The organism is Caulobacter sp. NIBR2454 (assembly GCF_027474405.1).
Classification (GTDB): Bacteria; Pseudomonadota; Alphaproteobacteria; order Caulobacterales; family Caulobacteraceae; genus Caulobacter.
The window spans coordinates 1,408,039-1,424,752 of the sequence record NZ_CP114871.1 but is presented as its reverse complement, the minus strand read 5'-3'; the positions used below and the strand labels follow the sequence as shown (position 1 = coordinate 1,424,752).

The 16,714-nt window shown below is 68.5% G+C and carries 15 protein-coding genes; 8 read left to right on the top strand and 7 right to left on the bottom strand.

Translation table 11 applies throughout. The features are described from left to right. Window positions 1-68: 68 nt before the first annotated feature. The 4 genes from O5K31_RS06985 (at window position 69) to O5K31_RS06970 (ending at window position 3,558) form a co-directional block, all read left to right on the top strand. Window positions 69-869, top strand: a complete 801-nt coding sequence (locus O5K31_RS06985; protein WP_269716585.1) for a chorismate mutase — start codon at window positions 69-71, stop codon at window positions 867-869. A gap of 10 nt (window positions 870-879) precedes the next feature. After that, window positions 880-1,995 (top strand): histidinol-phosphate transaminase, encoded by a 1,116-nt coding sequence (gene hisC / locus O5K31_RS06980; RefSeq protein ID WP_269716584.1) that lies wholly within the window; start codon window positions 880-882, stop codon window positions 1,993-1,995. Further along, entirely contained in the window at window positions 1,992-2,927 is a 936-nt protein-coding gene (locus tag O5K31_RS06975) for a prephenate/arogenate dehydrogenase family protein (protein WP_269716583.1), read from the top strand. The genes hisC and O5K31_RS06975 overlap by 4 nt, the downstream gene beginning before the upstream one ends. Before the next feature lie 106 nt (window positions 2,928-3,033). Beyond that, window positions 3,034-3,558 carry a DUF3617 domain-containing protein gene (locus O5K31_RS06970; RefSeq protein WP_269716582.1) on the top strand — a complete coding sequence of 175 codons (525 nt, stop codon included), beginning with the start codon at window positions 3,034-3,036 and terminating at the stop codon, window positions 3,556-3,558. 7 nt (window positions 3,559-3,565) lie between these two features. On the opposite strand, the gene O5K31_RS06965 is transcribed toward O5K31_RS06970, so the two are convergent. The 3 genes from O5K31_RS06965 to O5K31_RS06955 all read right to left on the bottom strand — a co-directional run bounded on the left by O5K31_RS06965 (window position 3,566) and on the right by O5K31_RS06955 (window position 7,961). Continuing rightward, window positions 3,566-4,027 (bottom strand): hypothetical protein, encoded by a 462-nt coding sequence (locus O5K31_RS06965; RefSeq protein WP_269716581.1) that lies wholly within the window; start codon window positions 4,025-4,027, stop codon window positions 3,566-3,568. A 65-nt stretch (window positions 4,028-4,092) separates the two neighbouring features. Then, window positions 4,093-5,289, bottom strand: a complete 1,197-nt coding sequence (locus O5K31_RS06960) for an MFS transporter (protein WP_269716580.1) — start codon at window positions 5,287-5,289, stop codon at window positions 4,093-4,095. After that, window positions 5,286-7,961, bottom strand: coding sequence for an ATP-dependent DNA helicase (locus O5K31_RS06955; protein ID WP_442867780.1), 2,676 nt, complete (start codon window positions 7,959-7,961; stop codon window positions 5,286-5,288). Before O5K31_RS06955 ends, O5K31_RS06960 begins: the two co-directional genes overlap by 4 nt. A gap of 640 nt (window positions 7,962-8,601) precedes the next feature. On the opposite strand from O5K31_RS06955, the gene O5K31_RS06950 reads away from it, so the two are divergent. Both O5K31_RS06950 and O5K31_RS06945 read left to right on the top strand, forming a co-directional pair. Next, the gene (locus O5K31_RS06950; protein WP_269716578.1) at window positions 8,602-9,396 is read left to right on the top strand and encodes an SIMPL domain-containing protein; all 795 of its coding nucleotides are present in this window, start codon (window positions 8,602-8,604) and stop codon (window positions 9,394-9,396) included. A gap of 4 nt (window positions 9,397-9,400) precedes the next feature. Next, on the top strand, window positions 9,401-10,045 hold the full coding sequence (locus O5K31_RS06945) for a DUF1345 domain-containing protein (RefSeq protein ID WP_269716577.1): 645 nt from the start codon (window positions 9,401-9,403) through the stop codon (window positions 10,043-10,045). A 188-nt stretch (window positions 10,046-10,233) separates the two neighbouring features. Here O5K31_RS06945 and O5K31_RS06940 read toward each other — a convergent pair whose 3' ends face one another. Then, on the bottom strand, window positions 10,234-11,259 hold the full coding sequence (locus tag O5K31_RS06940) for a hypothetical protein (protein WP_269716576.1): 1,026 nt from the start codon (window positions 11,257-11,259) through the stop codon (window positions 10,234-10,236). A gap of 121 nt (window positions 11,260-11,380) precedes the next feature. On the opposite strand from O5K31_RS06940, the gene O5K31_RS06935 reads away from it, so the two are divergent. Both O5K31_RS06935 and pdeM read left to right on the top strand, forming a co-directional pair. Further along, window positions 11,381-13,873 carry a ligase-associated DNA damage response DEXH box helicase gene (locus O5K31_RS06935; protein WP_442867762.1) on the top strand — a complete coding sequence of 831 codons (2,493 nt, stop codon included), beginning with the start codon at window positions 11,381-11,383 and terminating at the stop codon, window positions 13,871-13,873. Continuing rightward, on the top strand, window positions 13,870-14,586 hold the full coding sequence (pdeM, locus tag O5K31_RS06930) for a ligase-associated DNA damage response endonuclease PdeM (protein WP_269716575.1): 717 nt from the start codon (window positions 13,870-13,872) through the stop codon (window positions 14,584-14,586). Before O5K31_RS06935 ends, pdeM begins: the two co-directional genes overlap by 4 nt. Here pdeM and O5K31_RS06925 read toward each other — a convergent pair. Genes O5K31_RS06925 through O5K31_RS06915 form a run of 3 tightly spaced genes read right to left on the bottom strand, consistent with a single transcriptional unit; the run spans window position 14,583 to window position 16,714 of the window. Continuing rightward, window positions 14,583-15,032, bottom strand: a complete 450-nt coding sequence (locus O5K31_RS06925; RefSeq protein WP_269716574.1) for a DUF3429 domain-containing protein — start codon at window positions 15,030-15,032, stop codon at window positions 14,583-14,585. The two genes, pdeM and O5K31_RS06925, sit on opposite strands and share 4 nt — an antisense overlap. Window positions 15,033-15,035: 3 nt before the next feature. After that, window positions 15,036-15,794, bottom strand: coding sequence for a TIGR02186 family protein (locus O5K31_RS06920; protein WP_269716573.1), 759 nt, complete (start codon window positions 15,792-15,794; stop codon window positions 15,036-15,038). Then, entirely contained in the window at window positions 15,794-16,714 is a 921-nt protein-coding gene (locus O5K31_RS06915; RefSeq protein WP_269716572.1) for a sulfite exporter TauE/SafE family protein, read from the bottom strand. Before O5K31_RS06915 ends, O5K31_RS06920 begins: the two co-directional genes overlap by 1 nt.

Genomic DNA, 16,714 nt, shown 5'->3' with positions numbered 1-16,714 from the left:
CGTGAAAGAGTGGAGTTGCGCCCGCGCGCGCAAGGACTATGTTCCGCCCCTCGATTTCGGGGAATGAAATGGACAACGCGCCCAGCGACGCGCCCTCGCTAGAAGAGGTCCGATGGCGGCTCGATGCGATCGACGCCGAACTGCTCCAGCTGATCGACGAGCGGGCTGGTCTGGCGCGCGCTGTAGCCGCGGCCAAGGCGGCGGCGGGCGAGGCTGACCGCTTCGGCCTGCGCCCTGATCGCGAAGCCCAGATCGTCCGCAATCTTCTCGCTCGGCCTCGCAACGCCGCCAGCGACGCTCTGGTCCTTCGCATCTGGCGCGAGATCATGGCTGAAAGCCTGTCCCGCCAGGGACCTTTCCACCTGTCGGTCTTTGGCGGCCGTGACCCGGCCCGGGCTGTCGAGCTGGCTCGCCTGCGGTTCGGCGCCGCGCCGCGCATGGCGCAGACCGACAAGACCGAGAACGCCATCGCCGCGGCCCGCACGCCCGGCGGCGTGGCCGTGCTGGCGCTCAATTCCGACACGCCCTGGTGGGGCCGCCTGCTGGTCGAGCCGAAGGTGAAGGTGTTCGCCGCCCTGCCCTGCCTGTCTATCTGGGGACCGACCGGCGCCCTGGCCGCGGCCGAGGTGAATATCGAGCCGACCGGCGGCGACGAGACCTTCTGGGTCACCGATGCGGCGGGCTCGGGCCAGGCGGTTGCCGACAAGCTGGCGCAGGACGGCGTGGCGGGCGAAATGATCGCCGACGTCGGCGGCCTGAAGCTGTTCGCCCTGTCCGGCTTCTACCAGCCGCAGGATGAGCGCCTGGCGCGTGCGCCCGGGAGCCTGACGGGCGTGATCGGTGCTGCGCCGCTGTCCTTCGACGTGTAGAAGCCCGGTCATGATCGACCGCACCGCCGCCGACCGCCCGATCCCCAAGCAGGGCATCCTGGACATCGCCGCCTATGTGGGGGGCAAATCCAAGGTCGAGGGTGTCGCCCATCCAGTCAAACTGTCGTCGAATGAGAACGTGCTCGGCTGCAGCCCCAAGGCGCGCGAGGCGTATGTCGCCGCGGCCGACCGCATGCACATCTATCCGGACAGCCGCGCCGAGGGGCTGCGCGCCGCCATCGCTGGCAAGTATGGGCTGGAGCCGGAACGCCTGATCTTCGGCGACGGGTCGGACGAGCTGTTCACCCTGCTTTGCCAGACCTATCTGGAGCCCGGTGATAACGCCGTAATGGGCGAACACGGCTTCGCCGCCTATCCCATCGCCATTCGCGCCGCCCAGGCCGAGGCCCGCATGGCGCGCGAACCGAACCACCGCATGGACGTGGACGCCGTGCTGGAGCTGGTGGACGAGCGTACCCGCATGGTCTTCGTGGCCAATCCCGGCAACCCGACGGGTACCTGGATTTCCGGCGAGGAAGTCCGCCGCCTGCACGCCGCCCTGCCCGCCAGCGTAGTGCTGGTGCTGGACGAGGCCTATTCGGAGTTCGCCCGCTCGCCCGACTTCGAGTGCGGCCACGAGCTGGCGCGCACGGCCCGCAACATCGTGGTGACCCACACCTTTTCCAAGCTGCACGGCTTGGCCGCGCTACGGGTCGGCTGGGGTTATGGGCCGGTGGAGATGATCGAGGCGATGGATCGCATCCGTCCGCCCTTCAACACCTCCATCCCCGCCCAGGAAGCCGCCGTGGCCGCCTTGGCCGACGACGAGTTCCAGACCCGCTCCATCGCGCACGTCGAGCAGTGGCGCGACTGGCTGACCCAGCAGTTGGGCGGCATCGGGCTGGAGGTCGGGCCGTCGGCTACGAACTTCATCCTGATCACCTTCCCGACCACGCCCGGCAAGACGGCCAAGGATGCGGACGCATTCCTGAGCTCCAAGGGCTACATCCTGCGCGTGGTCGCCGGCTACGGCCTGCCCGACTGCCTGCGCCTGACCATCGGGCTGGAGGAGCATAATCGCGCCGTGGCCGACCTGCTGGCGCAGTTCATGGGAGCGGATCGATGAACACGCCGATCCTCTACCCGCGTCTTGCCATCATCGGCTGCGGCCTGATCGGATCGTCCATCGCCCGCGCCGCGCGCGAGACGGGCGTTGTGAGCGAGATCGTCATCGCCGACGCCAGCGAGGCCGCCCGCGCCACGATCACCGAGCTGAAGCTGGCCGACCAGGTCACCGGCGACGTGCGCGAGGCGGTCAAGGATGCCGACCTGGTGGTCTTCGCCACCCCGGTCCTGGCCATCGCCGACGCGGCGGAAGCCGCCGCCGGCGCCTACAAGCCGGGCGCGACGATCACCGACGTCGGCTCGGTCAAGGCGGCGGTGTCGGAAGCGTTGAAGGCGCACACCGACGAGACCGTATTCGTCATCCCCGGCCACCCCATCGCGGGCACCGAGCATTCCGGCCCGGCCGCGGGCTTCGCCGAGCTGTTCCATGGCCGCTGGACGATCCTGACGCCGCAGCCGCGCGAAGACGCCGAATATCTGGACGCGGTGGGCAAGCTGGCCGCCTTCTGGCGCACGCTCGGCTCGCAGGTCGAGATGATGGACGAGAAGCACCATGATCTGGTGTTGGCCGTCACCAGCCATCTGCCCCACCTGATCGCCTACAACATCGTCGGCACGGCCGCCGATCTGGAAGAGGTCACCGAGAGCGAAGTGATGCGCTATTCGGCGTCGGGCTTCCGCGACTTCACCCGCATCGCCGCCTCCGACCCGACCATGTGGCGCGACATCTTCCTGACCAACAAGGAGGCGGTGCTGGAGATCCTGGGCCGCTTCACCGAGGACCTTCAGGCCCTGTCGCGCGCCATTCGCTGGGGCGAAGGCGACAAGCTGCATGAGCTGTTCACCCGCACCCGCGCGATCCGAAGGGGCATCATCGACATGGGCCAGGACAGCGCCGAAAGCAATTTCGGGCGCGACCGCGGCAAGCACTGACGCTCGTCGCGTCAAGGGCGCCGTTCGTCGTCCGAGCATGGCCGTCGGCGAGCGAGTCCATACTCAGAAAGGTTCGGCCTTCGGGCCACGACCAATCGAGGACACCATGCGCAATCTCATCATCATCTCCGCCAGCGTTCTGGCCGTGGCCGCCTGCGGCAAGAGCGACAAGGCAGCCGACCAGGGCGCGACGACCGAAAAGGAAGTCGCGAGCAGCGAGATGCCGGAACTCATCGGCCGCAACCTGAAGGTCAAGCCGGGCCTGTGGGAGTCCGAGGTGAAGGACGGCGAGGACGTCACCCGTTCGCAATACTGCGTCGGCGCCGACGGCATCCCACTGAGTGAGAGCGGCGGCAGCGAGGACTCCACCTGCAAGCCCGACATCAAGACCTCGCCCGGCCAGGTGACCATGATCTCGGACTGCACCCAGTCGGGCGTCAACGTGAAGATGGAGATGCGTTATCGCACCTCCCAGACCAAGACCGACGGCGAGCTGAAGATGACCATCACCACGCCGGACGGCAAGACCGACAGCTCGACCATGGCCATGACCGGCCGCTGGATCGGCGCCTGCCCGGCGGACCTGCCGGTGGGTGAAATGCGGCTCGTCGGCGACGACGACGAGCAGTAGTTCGACCTCAGCGGCGCGGGCGGCCCATCAGCTCGCGCACCCTGGCGTCGACGCGATCGAGACCGGCGGACACATCCGGGGTCTCGTTCAGCAGCTTCAACATCGCCTTGAGATCGGCGGTGTCGATCCGGCGGATCGGCTTGTCGCGCGACCACTCGTGGCCGATCGTCTGGCCAAGGCGGCAGGCCTTGAGCCGGACGGCGTTGCGGGCGGCCGGCGCGGCGCGGCTCATCATCTGGCTCGCCACGTCGTTCCAGTTGGGCGAACCCGGCTTGCAGCGATACAGCGGCAGGCCGCCACACTCGCCCGTCCAGAAACGGCGGTACCAGACCGGGTGCTCAGCGCGCTCATAGCTGAGCCGGTCGCTGGCCGAGACCAGACTGCGGCAGTCGGGCCGGACAAACTCGTCGGCCTTGGCCGCGCCCGCCGACAGCAGTACGGCGAGACCGGCAACCCAGAACTTCGACACGCTGGCGCTTCTCCCTTCGCGCTTCTGGCGTTGTCGTTAAACCGTTCTGGACATTCAAGAAAGCGTCACAATTGCTGTTCGACCACGTTCAGTCGCCAAGCGGCGAGCAGAACCAGCCCGGCGAGGCCTGACACCAGCATGATAAGGGCGCCCCAGCCGCCGGCGGAGAAGACGTGGCCGCCGCTGGAGCCGACCAGGCTGGAGCCGGCGTAGTAGAACAGCAGGTACAGCGACGCCGCCTGCGCCTTGGCCGGCCCGGCCAGCCGTCCGACCCAGCCGGAAGCCAGGGCATGCCCCCCAAAGAAGCCGGCGGTCAGCACCGCCACGCCCAGGACAGTCAGAGCGACGCTGTGGCTGAGCGTCAGAGCCGCACCCGCCGCGATCATCACCGCCGCCGCAGCCAGCACCGGCCCGCGCCCGACGCGACCGCCCAGGGAGCCGAAGAACGGCGAGGCCGGGACGCCGGCCAGATAGACCAGGAAGATCAGCGCCACGGCCGCATGGCTGAGGTGGAACGGCGGACCGAGCAGCCGAAAGCCCACATAGTTGTAGAGCGTCACGAACCCGCCCATCAGGCAGAACCCACAGAGCAGCAGCCAGGGCAGGCCGGGCGTCCGCGAACTGGCGGCGTAGTCCCTGACCTGCTGGCGTACGGTCAGGCCGGCGCGGGGGTGGAAGCGGCGCGAGGGCGGCAGGAGCTTCACGAACGCCACGGCGGCGGCCAGCCCGGCCAGGCCCACCCCGCCGACGGCCATGCGCCAGTCGCCGGTGAAGTCGGCCAGCAGGCCGCTGAGCAGCCGTCCGCTCATGCCGCCCACGGCGGTGCCGCCGACATAGAGGCCCATGATCGAGCCCAGGGCTTCGGCCTTCGCCTCCTCCGCCAGATAGGTCATGGCGATGGCGGGCACGCCGGCCAAGGCGACCCCCAGCAGGGTACGGGCGACCAGCAGCATCGGCCAGTTGGGCGCCAGGGCGGCGACCACCGTCAGGGCGGCCGAAGCGAACAGCGAGGCGGTCATCAGGGTCTTGCGCCCCACCCGGTCGGCCATGGCCCCCGCCGCCAGCAGCGAGAGGGCCAGGGCGGCGGTGGAGAAGGACAGGGCCAGCGAACTGTCGGCCGGGTTCAGGCCGAACCTGGCCGCGAACAGGGGCATCAGCGGCTGGACACTGTACAGCAGGGCGAAGGTCGCGAAGCCGGCGGCGAACAGGGCGACGGCCACGCGGCGATATTCAGGCGAGCCGCGCGTGAAGCCCTCGCTCACTGGTCCTCCTTGAGGAATTCCGCGGTGGCCTCGATGGCCTCGACCAGGCCGACGCGCTGCAACTCTACGCCCTCGGGCAGGGAGGCGAACAGGCGGGTGGGCGCGGCGGCGTCGAGCATGACGAACACGCCCTTGTCGTCCGCCCGGCGGATCAGGCGGCCGAAGGCCTGGGAGATGCGGGCCCGGGCGGTGGCGTCGTCGTAGTTCTTGCCGCCGAACCGCTGGCGGCGGGCCTTGTGCAGCAGGTCGGGGCGCGGCCACGGCACGCGGTCAAACACCAGCAGGCGCAGGGACCGGCCCGGCACGTCCACGCCGTCACGCACCGCGTCGGTGCCCAGCAGGCAGGCGTCGCGCTCGGCGCGGAAGATATCGACCAGGGCCCCGACCTCGAGCGGGTCTACGTGCTGGGCGTAGAGGGCCAAGCCCTTGTCGGCCAAGGGGGCGGCGATGCGCTCATGCACCGCCTTCAGCCGTCGGATGGCGGTGAACAGGCCAAGGCCCCCGCCCCCGGCGGCCAGGAACAGCTCGCGCATGGCGGCGGCGACCTGGCGGGGATCGTCGCGGCCCACGTCGGTGACCACGAAGGCCTTGGCGTTCCTGGCGTAGTCGAACGGGGAGGCCAGGCGCAGCAGCTTGGGCGGTTCGGGCAGGCGGGCGGCGCCGGTGCGCATCTCGGCCAGGGCGAAGGGGTCTTCGGCCGAGGGGTCGGTGAGCGTGGCGCTGGTCACCAGCACGCCGTGCGCCCGGGACAGGACGGCTGCCTGCAGGGGCTGGGTGGGGTCCACCCAATGGCGGCGGCAGGCGGCGTCGACCACGCGGCCGTAGAGGAAGGTGGCCTCAAACCAGTCGACGAACTCGGGGTCGTCCTCGCTGTCCTCGTCGATGGCCTTCAGCATGGAGCGCCAGGCCGGCAGGGTCATGCGCGCCCGGCGGTCCAGACCACGCAGCGCGCCTTCGATCCGGGCCCGTTCGGAGGTCGGCAGCGTGTCCGTATCCTCGTCGAGGACGTCCTCCAGGTGGCGGGCCAGGGCCAGCAGCGGCGCCTCGACGGCGGCGATGGCGCGGGCGGCCTCGGCGGCGGTCTGGCGGACCATGTCGAGCGCCGGGCGGGCGGCGCACTCCATGCCCACGTCGGAGGCCGTGGCGCGGGCGCGAAGCTGCTCCAGCACCACCACCAGGAAGGCCTCGATCGGGCCGATGGGGTTCACCTGGCCGTCGGGCGGGGCGACGCGGCCGGACCAGCCCTCGCCCGGCAAGGCGGCGGCGGCGTGCAGGGCGTCGCGCAGGGCGTTCCGCGCGGTCTCCCGGTCGCCCAGGATGTCGAGCAGCCGGGCCTCCAGCCCCCTGCCCCGGCGGCCACGGCCCTCGGGCCCGCGGATCCAGCGGCGCAGCTCGGCGGACTCGGCCCCCGACAGGGCGGACGAGAACGCGCTGTCGGCGGCCTCGAACAGGTGGTGGCCCTCGTCGAAGACGATGCGTTTGAGCGTGGTCGTCTCGATGTCGGTCTTCAGACCCTTGGCCGAGCGGGCCCCGTCGAAGGCGGCCTGGGTCATGACCAGGGCGTGGTTGGCGATGACGATGTCGGCCCGACGAGAGGCGCGGACCGCCTTTTCCACAAAGCAGACGCGGTAGTGCGGGCAGCCGGCGTGGACGCATTCGCCGCGCCGATCGACCAGGTTGGCGGCGCTGGCCTGGGCCGCCGGGGCGACGGCGAACAGGGTCGGCAGCCAGGCGGGGAAGTCGCCCCCGGTCATGTCGCCGTCGCGGCTGGCGCGAATCCAGCGGGCGGTCAGGCCCAGACCGATCAGGTCCGAGGCGCCGAGCTGGCCGCTGTTGCTCTGCTCCTGGAAGTTCAGGAGGCACAGGTAGTTCTCGCGCCCCTTGCGCACGACGGCCTTTTTCGCGCGCACCGCCGGGTCGGGATAGATCGAGGCGCTCTCGCGTTCGATCTGCCGTTGCAGGGCGCGGGTGTAGGTCGAGACCCACACCGCCGGGCCGTTGGCCTCGGCCCACAGGGAGGCCGGCGCCAGGTAGCCCAGGGTCTTGCCGACGCCGGTGCCGGCCTCGGCCAGCATCATGCGCGGCTCGCCTTCCCGCTCGCGCGGCTGGAAGGCGAAGGCGGTCTCGCTGGCGAACTCGGCCTGGGCCGGTCTCGCCTCGTCCAGGCCGGCACGTTGCAGCAGGGACGCCAGACGGTCGGCGGCGCCCTGGGGGCTGATCGGCTTGGAGCCGGACTCGCCCAGCGGCGCCTGATCCTCCCACTCGGGAATGCGGCTCCAGACGTCGAGACCGCTGGAACGGAAGGCGTTGCCCACGGGGGCCGAGCGCAGGGCGCCGATGATCGGCGGCCCCCAGGCCCAGCCGGCGCGGGCCAGGGTTTCGGCCAAGGCCAGGGCTTCCTCCCGCGTCGGCCAGGGCGCCTGGGCGACCTCGGCCAGCAGCAGTTCGCAGACCCGACGTAGGCCGGCCGCCTGCTCCACCGCGCCCTTGGGTTCGGGCAGGCCGAGCGCCAGGGCCAGGCCCGCCGCCGAGGGGGCGCAGAACCGGGCCGGATAGACGAAGGCGAACAGCTCCAGCGCGTCGAAGATGCGGCCCGAGCGGGCCGGCGCGTGCAGGCCCAGGCGCCGGGCGGTCATGGCGGCGTGGGCCACCAGGACCGGCCCCTGCTCCATCAGATCGCGGGCGTCCGGCGGGCGCAGGGCGCGCGGCCCCGTCGCATCCGCCACCCCGCCGCGCGGTCCGGGCAGGACGACGAGCGCGGGGGCCAGATCAAGACTCGGGGCGAGCGCGTTCACCCGGCCTACCTAACCCGCGTCGGGAGGAAACGGAACGGGAACAATGTCGCGTGTGTATCCGGTCTCCTTTGCGGCTGGGATTAGGGCGACTGGCGGGGTGACTTGGGTGACTGGACGAGGGGTCGGAGGGGAATTGTAGGACTGGGGGCGTGGGTGGGGATAAGGCCCCCTCCCCTTGCTTCCCTCGCCCCCGTGGCGAGGGTCCCTGCGGGCGGCGTGCGTTGAGCTTGGGTGGCTGGCGCGGCGTGGGCGGACACAGGGATCCTCGCCACAGGGGCGAGGAAGGCGGTTGGGGATTCCCTCTCCACCGCTCATCCCGGCGAAGGCCGGGACCCAGATGACAAAGCGCCGCGCCCTACGACCTGGGCCCCGGCCTTCGCCGGGGTGAGCGGGGTTTGAGATCATGTCCCCAATGTCTCCGCCCAGTACCCCGGTGTCTCCAGAGTATCGGTCTCCAGAGTCTCCATTGGCCTGTCACGATCCGTGGTCCAATCTGGACTGAACCGGAGGTTGACTCATGCTCGCCAGAACCACGCTCGCCGTCGCGCTGACCCTTTCTCTCGCAGGGGCCGCAGCCGCCCAGGTCATGCCGCCGCCGGATCGGCCGACCGTGGTGGTCACGGGAACGGGCAAGGCGCGCAAGCCGGCGGAGTTCGCGCTGGTCGGCTTCACCGTGCGGGGCGAAGGCAAGACGCCCACCGAGGCGATCAAGGCCCTGAACGACAGCCGGTCGAGCATCGAGAAGAGCCTGGTGCGGCTGGCCGGCGCCAAGGTCACCGAGCTGATGGGCGAGAGCCTGTCGGTGCAGGATGTGCGCACGCCCGCCTGCGAGCCGCAGCGTCCCTATGCCGTGCAGATGCGGTTGACCTCGGAGGAATGCGCCGTGATCGGCGCCATCGCCAGCATCAACATCCAGGCGCGGATCGAGCCGGCGGAGAAGGTTGGCGAGGCCGCTTCCCTGGTCGCGCAGCTGGGCGGCAAGAACCCGTATATGCGCGGCAGCGGCCTGCGCGACCGAAAGCCCCTGGACGATGATGCGATGGCGTCCGCTGTGGGAGAGGCCCGTCGGCAGGCGGAGGTCCTGGCCAAGGCGGCCGGGGTCAAGCTGGGGCCGATCCTTCGCATCATGGACGGCAACACCCAGTTCGACTCGCGCAACATGATGATGGCCGCCCCACCTCCGCCGGCGCCGCCCATGCCCATTCCGCCCGTGACGGTGACCGGCGCCCGGGTGGAGTCGCCCGTCGACCTGACCGTACGCGACATCGAGGCCAACGCCCGGGTCACGGTCATGTTCGCGATCGAGCCCTAAGATCGTGAACCTCGCCGCGCTCAGGCCGCATGTCCGCCTGCTGATCGCGCTGGCGGTCGGCGTCGTGGCCGGGCTGGTCAGCCCCGCGCCGACGCTGCTGCTCAAGGTGTTGTCGGGGTGGGATGCGGCGGCAGTCGCCTATGTGGGCCTGCTCTGGGCGCTGTTCCTGACCGCGCGGGAGAGCGACATCCGCGCCTGGGCGGCGGACGAGGACGAAAAGCCCACGGTGATTATCGCCATCGTGATCGCGGCCCTGGGCGCCAGTCTGGCGGCCGTGATGTTCGCCCTGATCGACGGCGGGCGCAGTCCGCATCTGAAGGCCGCCACGGTGCTGACCGCGGCGGCGACCCTGGCGGTGGGCTGGGCGCTGTTGCAGTCGCTGTTCACGCCCCACTACGCGCACCGGCATTTCCAGGCCGAGGCGCACAAGGCCGGGCGCGGCTTTGGCTTTCCGGGCGATCCGCCGGCCAGCTATCTGGATTTCGCCTATCTGTCGTTCTCGGTGGGGGCGACCTATCAGGTGTCGGACACCAGCGTCGGCTCCACGCCCCTGCGTAACCTGATCACCGCCCACGCGGCGGCGGCGTTCATCTACAACACGGCGCTGCTGGCGCTGGGGATCAGCATTTTGGCGGGGTTGTTTGGGTAGAAACCAACTCAAACAAAAACGCCCCCGATTTCTCGGGGGCGTTTGTTGCGAGAAGCCAAATATGGCTTTAGCAGCCGCCGCCACCGTCACCGCGAACGTTGATGGATTTAGCCATGGTCTGTGTCTCCCGCTGGTCGGCAACTAGTGCCATTGAGTCCAAGTATGTCGATCGATGGATGGCTGTAAAGTTAACTCGGTGTAGGGGAACGGGGAACTAACGCCACTTGTTCCCCGTCATCCTCAAGGCTTCGCCACCAAAAGACGACGCTTTCGTTAGGTAGGATTGGTCCGTCGATAAGCCAATCGCCCTCGCTCTCATTTTTCCTCTGCTCGGTGTAAGGCGTTGCGGTCAGCGAACGCAGGCCGAACCGTAAACCCGGCACACGGACACGGGCTTTGAACTCCGCGCCATGGATTGTAGCATGCAAACTTCCCCAAACCTCGTTATCCGAAAGCTCTTTGATGCTGACGGCTTCAACCAGCACCGTCAAACAGCCGCCTGGGGGCAATTCCTTTTCCCAAGAATATAGCTTGTATGCGTCATCACCGACGCCCCTATCGGAAACGTACCCACCTTCAATGTCGGGCTCGGCAAGCTCAACCCCATCAAACTTCACCATACAAACCCTGGCAAAGTCCCTAAATTTCTGACCAATTCTCGCAGCCAACGCATATTTTACGTCAAATCTTACAGTTTGAAGAGAGATATTTAAAAACCTATACCCAGAAACCATAGTTAATTTCGTAAATCGCCCCTCCGGGACAGACAATTTAGATATATCTTCTGAATTCAACTGATCAATACTATATTGAAGAGATATTTTATCTCTAACAACTTTTGGTTGAAGCGTCTGTTCTACAACTTTTTTTACGTATGATTGATCATGCTGAAGGCCAAACACCGCCTGAATGACGTCTTGAGCGATTCTCCCTCTAGCTTTTTCAGTCGCATCCTCATCTCTCTGCTTTGCCTGCCTCTCTATGAAGTAAGCAACACAGAAAGCAATTATAAGTGCAAATCCTATCTCCTTAAGAAGGCCAATAGCCGTTTTGCTACTAAAAAATACAGATCCGCCATTAGTTAGTATATCTGAAAAATTTGGATGCTCTATTATAACCGCGACAAATACAAAAAGAACACCAAATACCAGAAGCCCCCAGTTTATTTGAAACCCATGCGCGGAAGCTTTAGCCGCCGCCTTTCCTCTTTTCATGCCTAGCATGCTCCCCCCAGACGCGAACAAGGTTGAAATATCTACCTTAACCGTTCAATGAAAACAGCCCATACCCAATCCGCCGCATCGAAACGAAACGGGAACGTGTTATAGGGGCGTGATGGACGGCGCCCTGCCTGCTTCTGCCTTGTTGCCTGCGCGGTTCGCCGACTGGTTCGCTTCGCGCGGGTGGAGCGCGCGGGCGCATCAGCTGGCCATGATCGAGAAGGCCAATGCGGGTCGGCATGCGGTGCTGATCGCGCCCACGGGCGGGGGCAAGACCCTGGCCGGGTTCCTGCCGAGCCTGATCGAACTGTCCGAGCGGCCGCCGTCGAACGGGCCGGTTCGGGGGGTGCATACCCTGTACATCTCGCCGTTGAAGGCGCTGGCGGTGGACGTCGAGCGCAACCTGATGACGCCCATCCGCGAGATGGGCCTGCCGATCGTGGCCGAGAGCCGCACGGGCGACACCGGCGAGGCGCGCAAGGCCCGCCAGAGGCTGAAGCCGCCAGACATCCTTTTGACCACGCCCGAGCAGCTGGCGCTGTTCTGCGCCTGGGACGGGGCGCGGACCTATTTCGAGGACCTGCGCTGCGTCATCATCGACGAGGTCCACGCCATGTGGCCCAACAAGCGCGGCGACCTGCTGTCGCTGGGCCTGGCGCGGCTGCAGCAGTTCGCGCCGCAGATGCGGCGGGTCGGGCTGTCGGCGACGGTGGATGATCCGGGGCTGATCGCGGAGTGGTTGTCGCCATCTTCTCCTGCCCCGCAAGCGGGGCAGGAGAAGATGGACCTCGGCGTCGACATCGTCTTCGGCCAGGGCGGGGTCACGCCGCACGTCGAGGTGCTGGTCAGCGGGGGGCGGGTGCCGTGGGCGGGGCATACGGCCGAGCACGCCATGGCCGAGCTGTACGAGATCATCAAGGGCTGCAAGACGACCCTGGTGTTCGTGAACACGCGCTTTCAGGCCGAGTTCGCGTTCCAGGAGCTGTGGGCGCTGAACGACGAGAACCTGCCCATCGGCCTGCACCACGGCAGCCTGTCGGCCGAGCAGCGGCGCAAGGTCGAGGCGGCCATGGCGCGGGGGGAGCTTAGGGCCATCGTCTGCACCTCGACCCTGGACATGGGCATCGACTGGGGGGACGTGGACCTGGTGGTGCAGCTGGCGGCGCCCAAGGGGTCGTCGCGGATGGTGCAGCGGATCGGGCGGTCCAACCACCGGCTGGACGAGCCGTCGCGGGCGCTGCTGGTGCCGGCCAACCGGTTCGAGATGCTGGAGTGCCGGGCCGCCGCCGACGCCATCGTCGAGAACGCCCTGGACGGGGAGCCGCGCCGGACCGGGACCTTGGACGTGCTGGCGCAACACGTCATGGGCTGCGCCTGTTCGGAGCCGTTCGACCTTCTGGCGCTGTACGACGAGGTGCGGACCGCAGGGCCCTATCGCGACCTGTCGTGGGAGGACTTCGAGCAGGTGGTCGATTTCGTGTCGACCGGCGGATACGCGTTGAAGACCTATGACCGCTTCCGCCGGATCGTGCAGGGGCGCGAGGACGGGCTGTGGCGGGTGCGCAACGCCCAGACGGCGCAGCGGCACCGCATGAATGTGGGGGCCATCCTGTCGGCGGCGACGCTGAACGTGAAGGTGGCCATCGGCAAGCGCGGCGGGCGCAAGATCGGCCAGGCCGAGGAAGGCTTCTTCGAGCAGCTCAAGGCCGGCGACACCTTCGTGTTCGCGGGGCAGGTGTGGCGGTTCAACGCCATCGTCGGCGAAGATGTGCTGGTCAGCCCGGCGCCCAAGGACAACCCCATGATCCTGTCGTGGGGCGGGTCGAAGTTTCCCCTGTCCACCTACCTCGCCCAGCGGGTGCGGCGGATGATGTCGGACGAGCGCGAATGGACCGCCCTGCCCGCCGACGTTCAGGAATGGCTGGGATACCAGAAGGCGCGCTCGGCCCTGCCGTCGGAGGACGAGCTGCTGGTGGAGACGTTTCCTCGGGGGAAGCGGCATCACATGGTCTGCTACAGCTTCGAGGGGCGGCACGCGCACAACACCCTGGCCATGCTGCTGACCCGGCGGATGGAGCGGGCGGGGCTGCAGCCGTTGGGGTTCGTGGCCAACGACTATGCGGTCAACATCTGGGCGCTCAAACCCCTGGACGAGGCGGACCTGGACGCCCTGTTCGACCAGGACATGCTGGGCGACGATCTGGAGGCGTGGCTGGACGAAAGCTACATGATGAAGCGCACCTTCAAGGGGGCGGCGATCATCTCGGGCCTGATCGAGCGGCGCTTTCCGGGCCAGGAGAAGACCGGGCGGCAGGTGACGTTCAGCGCCGACCTGATCTACGACGTGTTGCGGCGGCACCAGCCGGACCACCTGCTGCTGCGGTGCGCGCGGCAGGATGCGGCGACGGACCTCATCGACGTGGCGCGCGTGGCCGGGTTCCTGACGCGCATCAAGGGGCGCATCCGGCATGCGGCCCTGACCAAGGTTTCGCCGTTCGCCGTGCCGATCATGCTGGAGATCGGGCGCGAACGGGTGAACCTGGGCGATGCGGGCGACGCCATCCTGGCCGAGGCCGAAGCCGATCTGATCGCGGAGGCGCTGGCTTGAGTTCGAGCCGTTTGAGTTTTGCGGCCAACCCTTGCGGGGGATTGCGCGTCGGCCTGCATCGGGCCGAGCCGGTGCTGCGCGCGTCGGGGGCCATGTGGCTGGAGGCCGAGCGGGCCCTGGTCGTGGCCGACCTGCACTTCGAGAAGGGGAGCGCCTATGCGGCGCGGGGCCAGATGCTGCCGCCCTACGACACGCGCGAGACCCTGGACCGGCTGGAGCGGGAGCTGGCGGCGACCAACCCGGCGTTGCTGGTGTTCCTGGGCGACAGCTTCCACGACGGGGCGGCGGAGGATCGGCTGGCGGCGGACGACGCGGCGCGGATCGCGGGGCTGGCGACGGGGCGGACCCTGGTCTGGGTGGTGGGCAACCACGACGCGGACGGGCCGCGCACCCTGCCGGGCGAGATCATCGACGAGATGGCGCTGGCGGGCCTGACCCTGCGCCACGAGCCGCGGGACGGGGCCCAGCCGGGCGAGGTCAGCGGGCACCTGCATCCCTGCGCGCGGGTGGCGGCGGCGGCCGGATCGGTGCGGCGGCGGTGCTTCGTGACGGATGGATCGCGGGTGGTGATGCCGGCCTTCGGCGCGTTCACCGGCGGGCTGAACATCATGGACAAGGCCTTCGCCGGCCTGTTCGCCACCGCCCCAATCGCCGGAGCGCTGGGCCGCGGCAAGGTGCATGCGGTGGGGTGGAAGTCGCTTCGGCCGGACTAAAGACTCAGCGCCTGCTCCAACGCCACGGCCAGGGCGATGGCGGCGCCGGCGGTGAGCAGGGTGCGCAGGCGCGGACGCCACGACGGGCCGTCATGGCTGGTGGCGTCCCATAGCCATTGCAGCAGCAGGGCGGTCAGCACGCCGGCGATCTGCCAGGCGGGGCCGAAGTCGTCGCCGCCCAGCAGCAGCAGCCAGGCCACGGCGGGGGCCGCCAGGGACAGGCCCAGCACCAGCCATCGGGGACGGGCCTTGTCGATCTCCAGCCCCGCATGGATGCCGCCCAGATAGGACAGCAGGGCCGTGGCGTAGGCGATCAGACTGGTCAGGCCCGCCGCGCGCAGGTGCATGGGGCCGTAGCAGAACACCGCCGAGGCGACGAACAGCGGCAGGACGGTGAGGACGCCGACGACCCAGATCACGCGGGGCGGCTTTTGCGCCAAATCCATGGATCAGCTCCTGCGGAACACGACGGAGGCGGCCCAGCCCGCCAACAGGGCGATCGCCACCGAAGCCAGACCATAGGTCCAAGGCCGCTGATGCGCGAACAGATAAAGATGACGCTCCAGCCCGACCTTTTCGACCGTCAGGGTGCGGTCGCGGATCGAGACGGGCCGGCCGTCCTGGAACAGGATGATGCGCGCCTCGTACTTGCCGATGGGCGCGGCGGTGGGCAGGGCGATCTGGGCGCGGAACAGGCCGCGGTCCACGAAGCGGACGCCGTCGGCCTCGGCGGCGTAGAGGCCGGCCTTCTCCTTCAGGCGGATCACGGCGCGGCGCCAGTCCAGATAGTCCGAGCCCAGGCGGCTGACGACCATGTCGCGCACGCCGTAGCGGCGCTCGATCCGCTGCTCTTCAGGGGCGGCGATGGCCAGGTGGTCGAGGCCGGCGTTGAGTTCGCGCAAGGCCGAGAAGCTGGCGATCTGGTTCAGCGGCCGGGTCGAGGCGGCGATGTAGAAGCCGGGGGCGCCGGTGAACACCACCGGGCGGCTGTTGAGCCAGATGCCGGCGACGCGGTTCTTCTGGGCCAGGCGGATCGGCTGCTCGGGGCCGCTGACCAGGACGACCAGGTCGCTGGGGCGCTGGGACGGGTCGAACACGGCGCCGTAGATGACGATGTCGGCGCCCCGGAAGCCGGAGGTGACCTTGACCTCGGTCTCGGTGAGGGCGGCGGAGACCGCGGCCACGGGCGGGGGAAGATCGACGGCCATCAGCCGGCCCCCGACACGAGCACGAAGGGGTCTTCGGGGCGGATGAAGAGATCCAGGCCCATGCGCAGGCCCACCACCAGGACCAGCAGGCCCAACAGGGCGCGCAGCTCCTCGGCCCGGAAGCGCGAGGACATGCGGGCGCCGAACTGGGCGCCGACCACGCCGCCGGCCAGCAGCAGGGTGGCCAGGACGATATCGACCGTCTGGTTGCGGCCCGCCTGGAGGACACTGGTCAGGCTGGTGGTGATGATGATCTGGAACAGGCTGGTGCCGACGACCACGCCGGCCGGCATGCGCAGCAGATAGACCATGGCCGGCACCAGGATGAAACCGCCGCCGACCCCCATGATGGCCGACAGGATGCCGACGAAGATCCCCAGGACGATGGGCGGGATGACGCTGATATAGAGGCGCGACTTGGGAAACCGCATCTTGAGCGGCAGGCCGTAGAGCCACATGGGGCGGCGATCGCGGGGCGCGGCGGGGGCCTCGCCCCGGCGGCGGCGCAGGATGGAGCGCAGGGACTCCATCAGCATCAGGCCGCCGATGACGCCCAGGAACAACAGGTAGGAGACCGAGACCACGAGGTCGGCCTGACCCAGCAGGCGCAGCAGGCGGAAAGCCTCGACCCCCAGGAAGGCGCCCATCACCCCGCCCGCGGCCAGCACCCCGCCCATGCGGAAGTCCACGGCGCGCTTGCGGCTGTAGGCGATGACGCTGGAGACCGAGGACGCGGCCACGTGGTTGGCTTCCGACGCCACGGCCACGACCGGGGGGATGCCCAGGAAGACCAGAACCGGCGTCATCAGGAAGCCGCCGCCGATGCCGAACAGGCCCGAGATGAAGCCGACCAGAGCCCCCAGCACCACCAGCAGCGGCGCATTCACGGAGACTTCCGCTATGGGCAGATAGAGGTCCAA

What these genes read in the sequence shown, in the direction of transcription:
- O5K31_RS06985 (WP_269716585.1), top strand. Translation starts at nt 69, where the DNA reads ATGGACAACGCGCCCAGCGACGCGCCCTCGCTAGAAGAGGTCCGATGG.
- hisC (WP_269716584.1), top strand. Translation starts at nt 880, where the DNA reads ATGATCGACCGCACCGCCGCCGACCGCCCGATCCCCAAGCAGGGCATC.
- O5K31_RS06975 (WP_269716583.1), top strand. Translation starts at nt 1,992, where the DNA reads ATGAACACGCCGATCCTCTACCCGCGTCTTGCCATCATCGGCTGCGGC.
- O5K31_RS06970 (WP_269716582.1), top strand. Translation starts at nt 3,034, where the DNA reads ATGCGCAATCTCATCATCATCTCCGCCAGCGTTCTGGCCGTGGCCGCC.
- O5K31_RS06955 (WP_442867780.1), bottom strand. Translation starts at nt 7,961, where the DNA reads ATGGAGCAGGGGCCGGTCCTGGTGGCCCACGCCGCCATGACCGCCCGG.
- O5K31_RS06950 (WP_269716578.1), top strand. Translation starts at nt 8,602, where the DNA reads ATGCTCGCCAGAACCACGCTCGCCGTCGCGCTGACCCTTTCTCTCGCA.
- O5K31_RS06940 (WP_269716576.1), bottom strand. Translation starts at nt 11,259, where the DNA reads ATGAAAAGAGGAAAGGCGGCGGCTAAAGCTTCCGCGCATGGGTTTCAA.
- O5K31_RS06935 (WP_442867762.1), top strand. Translation starts at nt 11,381, where the DNA reads ATGGACGGCGCCCTGCCTGCTTCTGCCTTGTTGCCTGCGCGGTTCGCC.
- O5K31_RS06925 (WP_269716574.1), bottom strand. Translation starts at nt 15,032, where the DNA reads ATGGATTTGGCGCAAAAGCCGCCCCGCGTGATCTGGGTCGTCGGCGTC.
- O5K31_RS06920 (WP_269716573.1), bottom strand. Translation starts at nt 15,794, where the DNA reads ATGGCCGTCGATCTTCCCCCGCCCGTGGCCGCGGTCTCCGCCGCCCTC.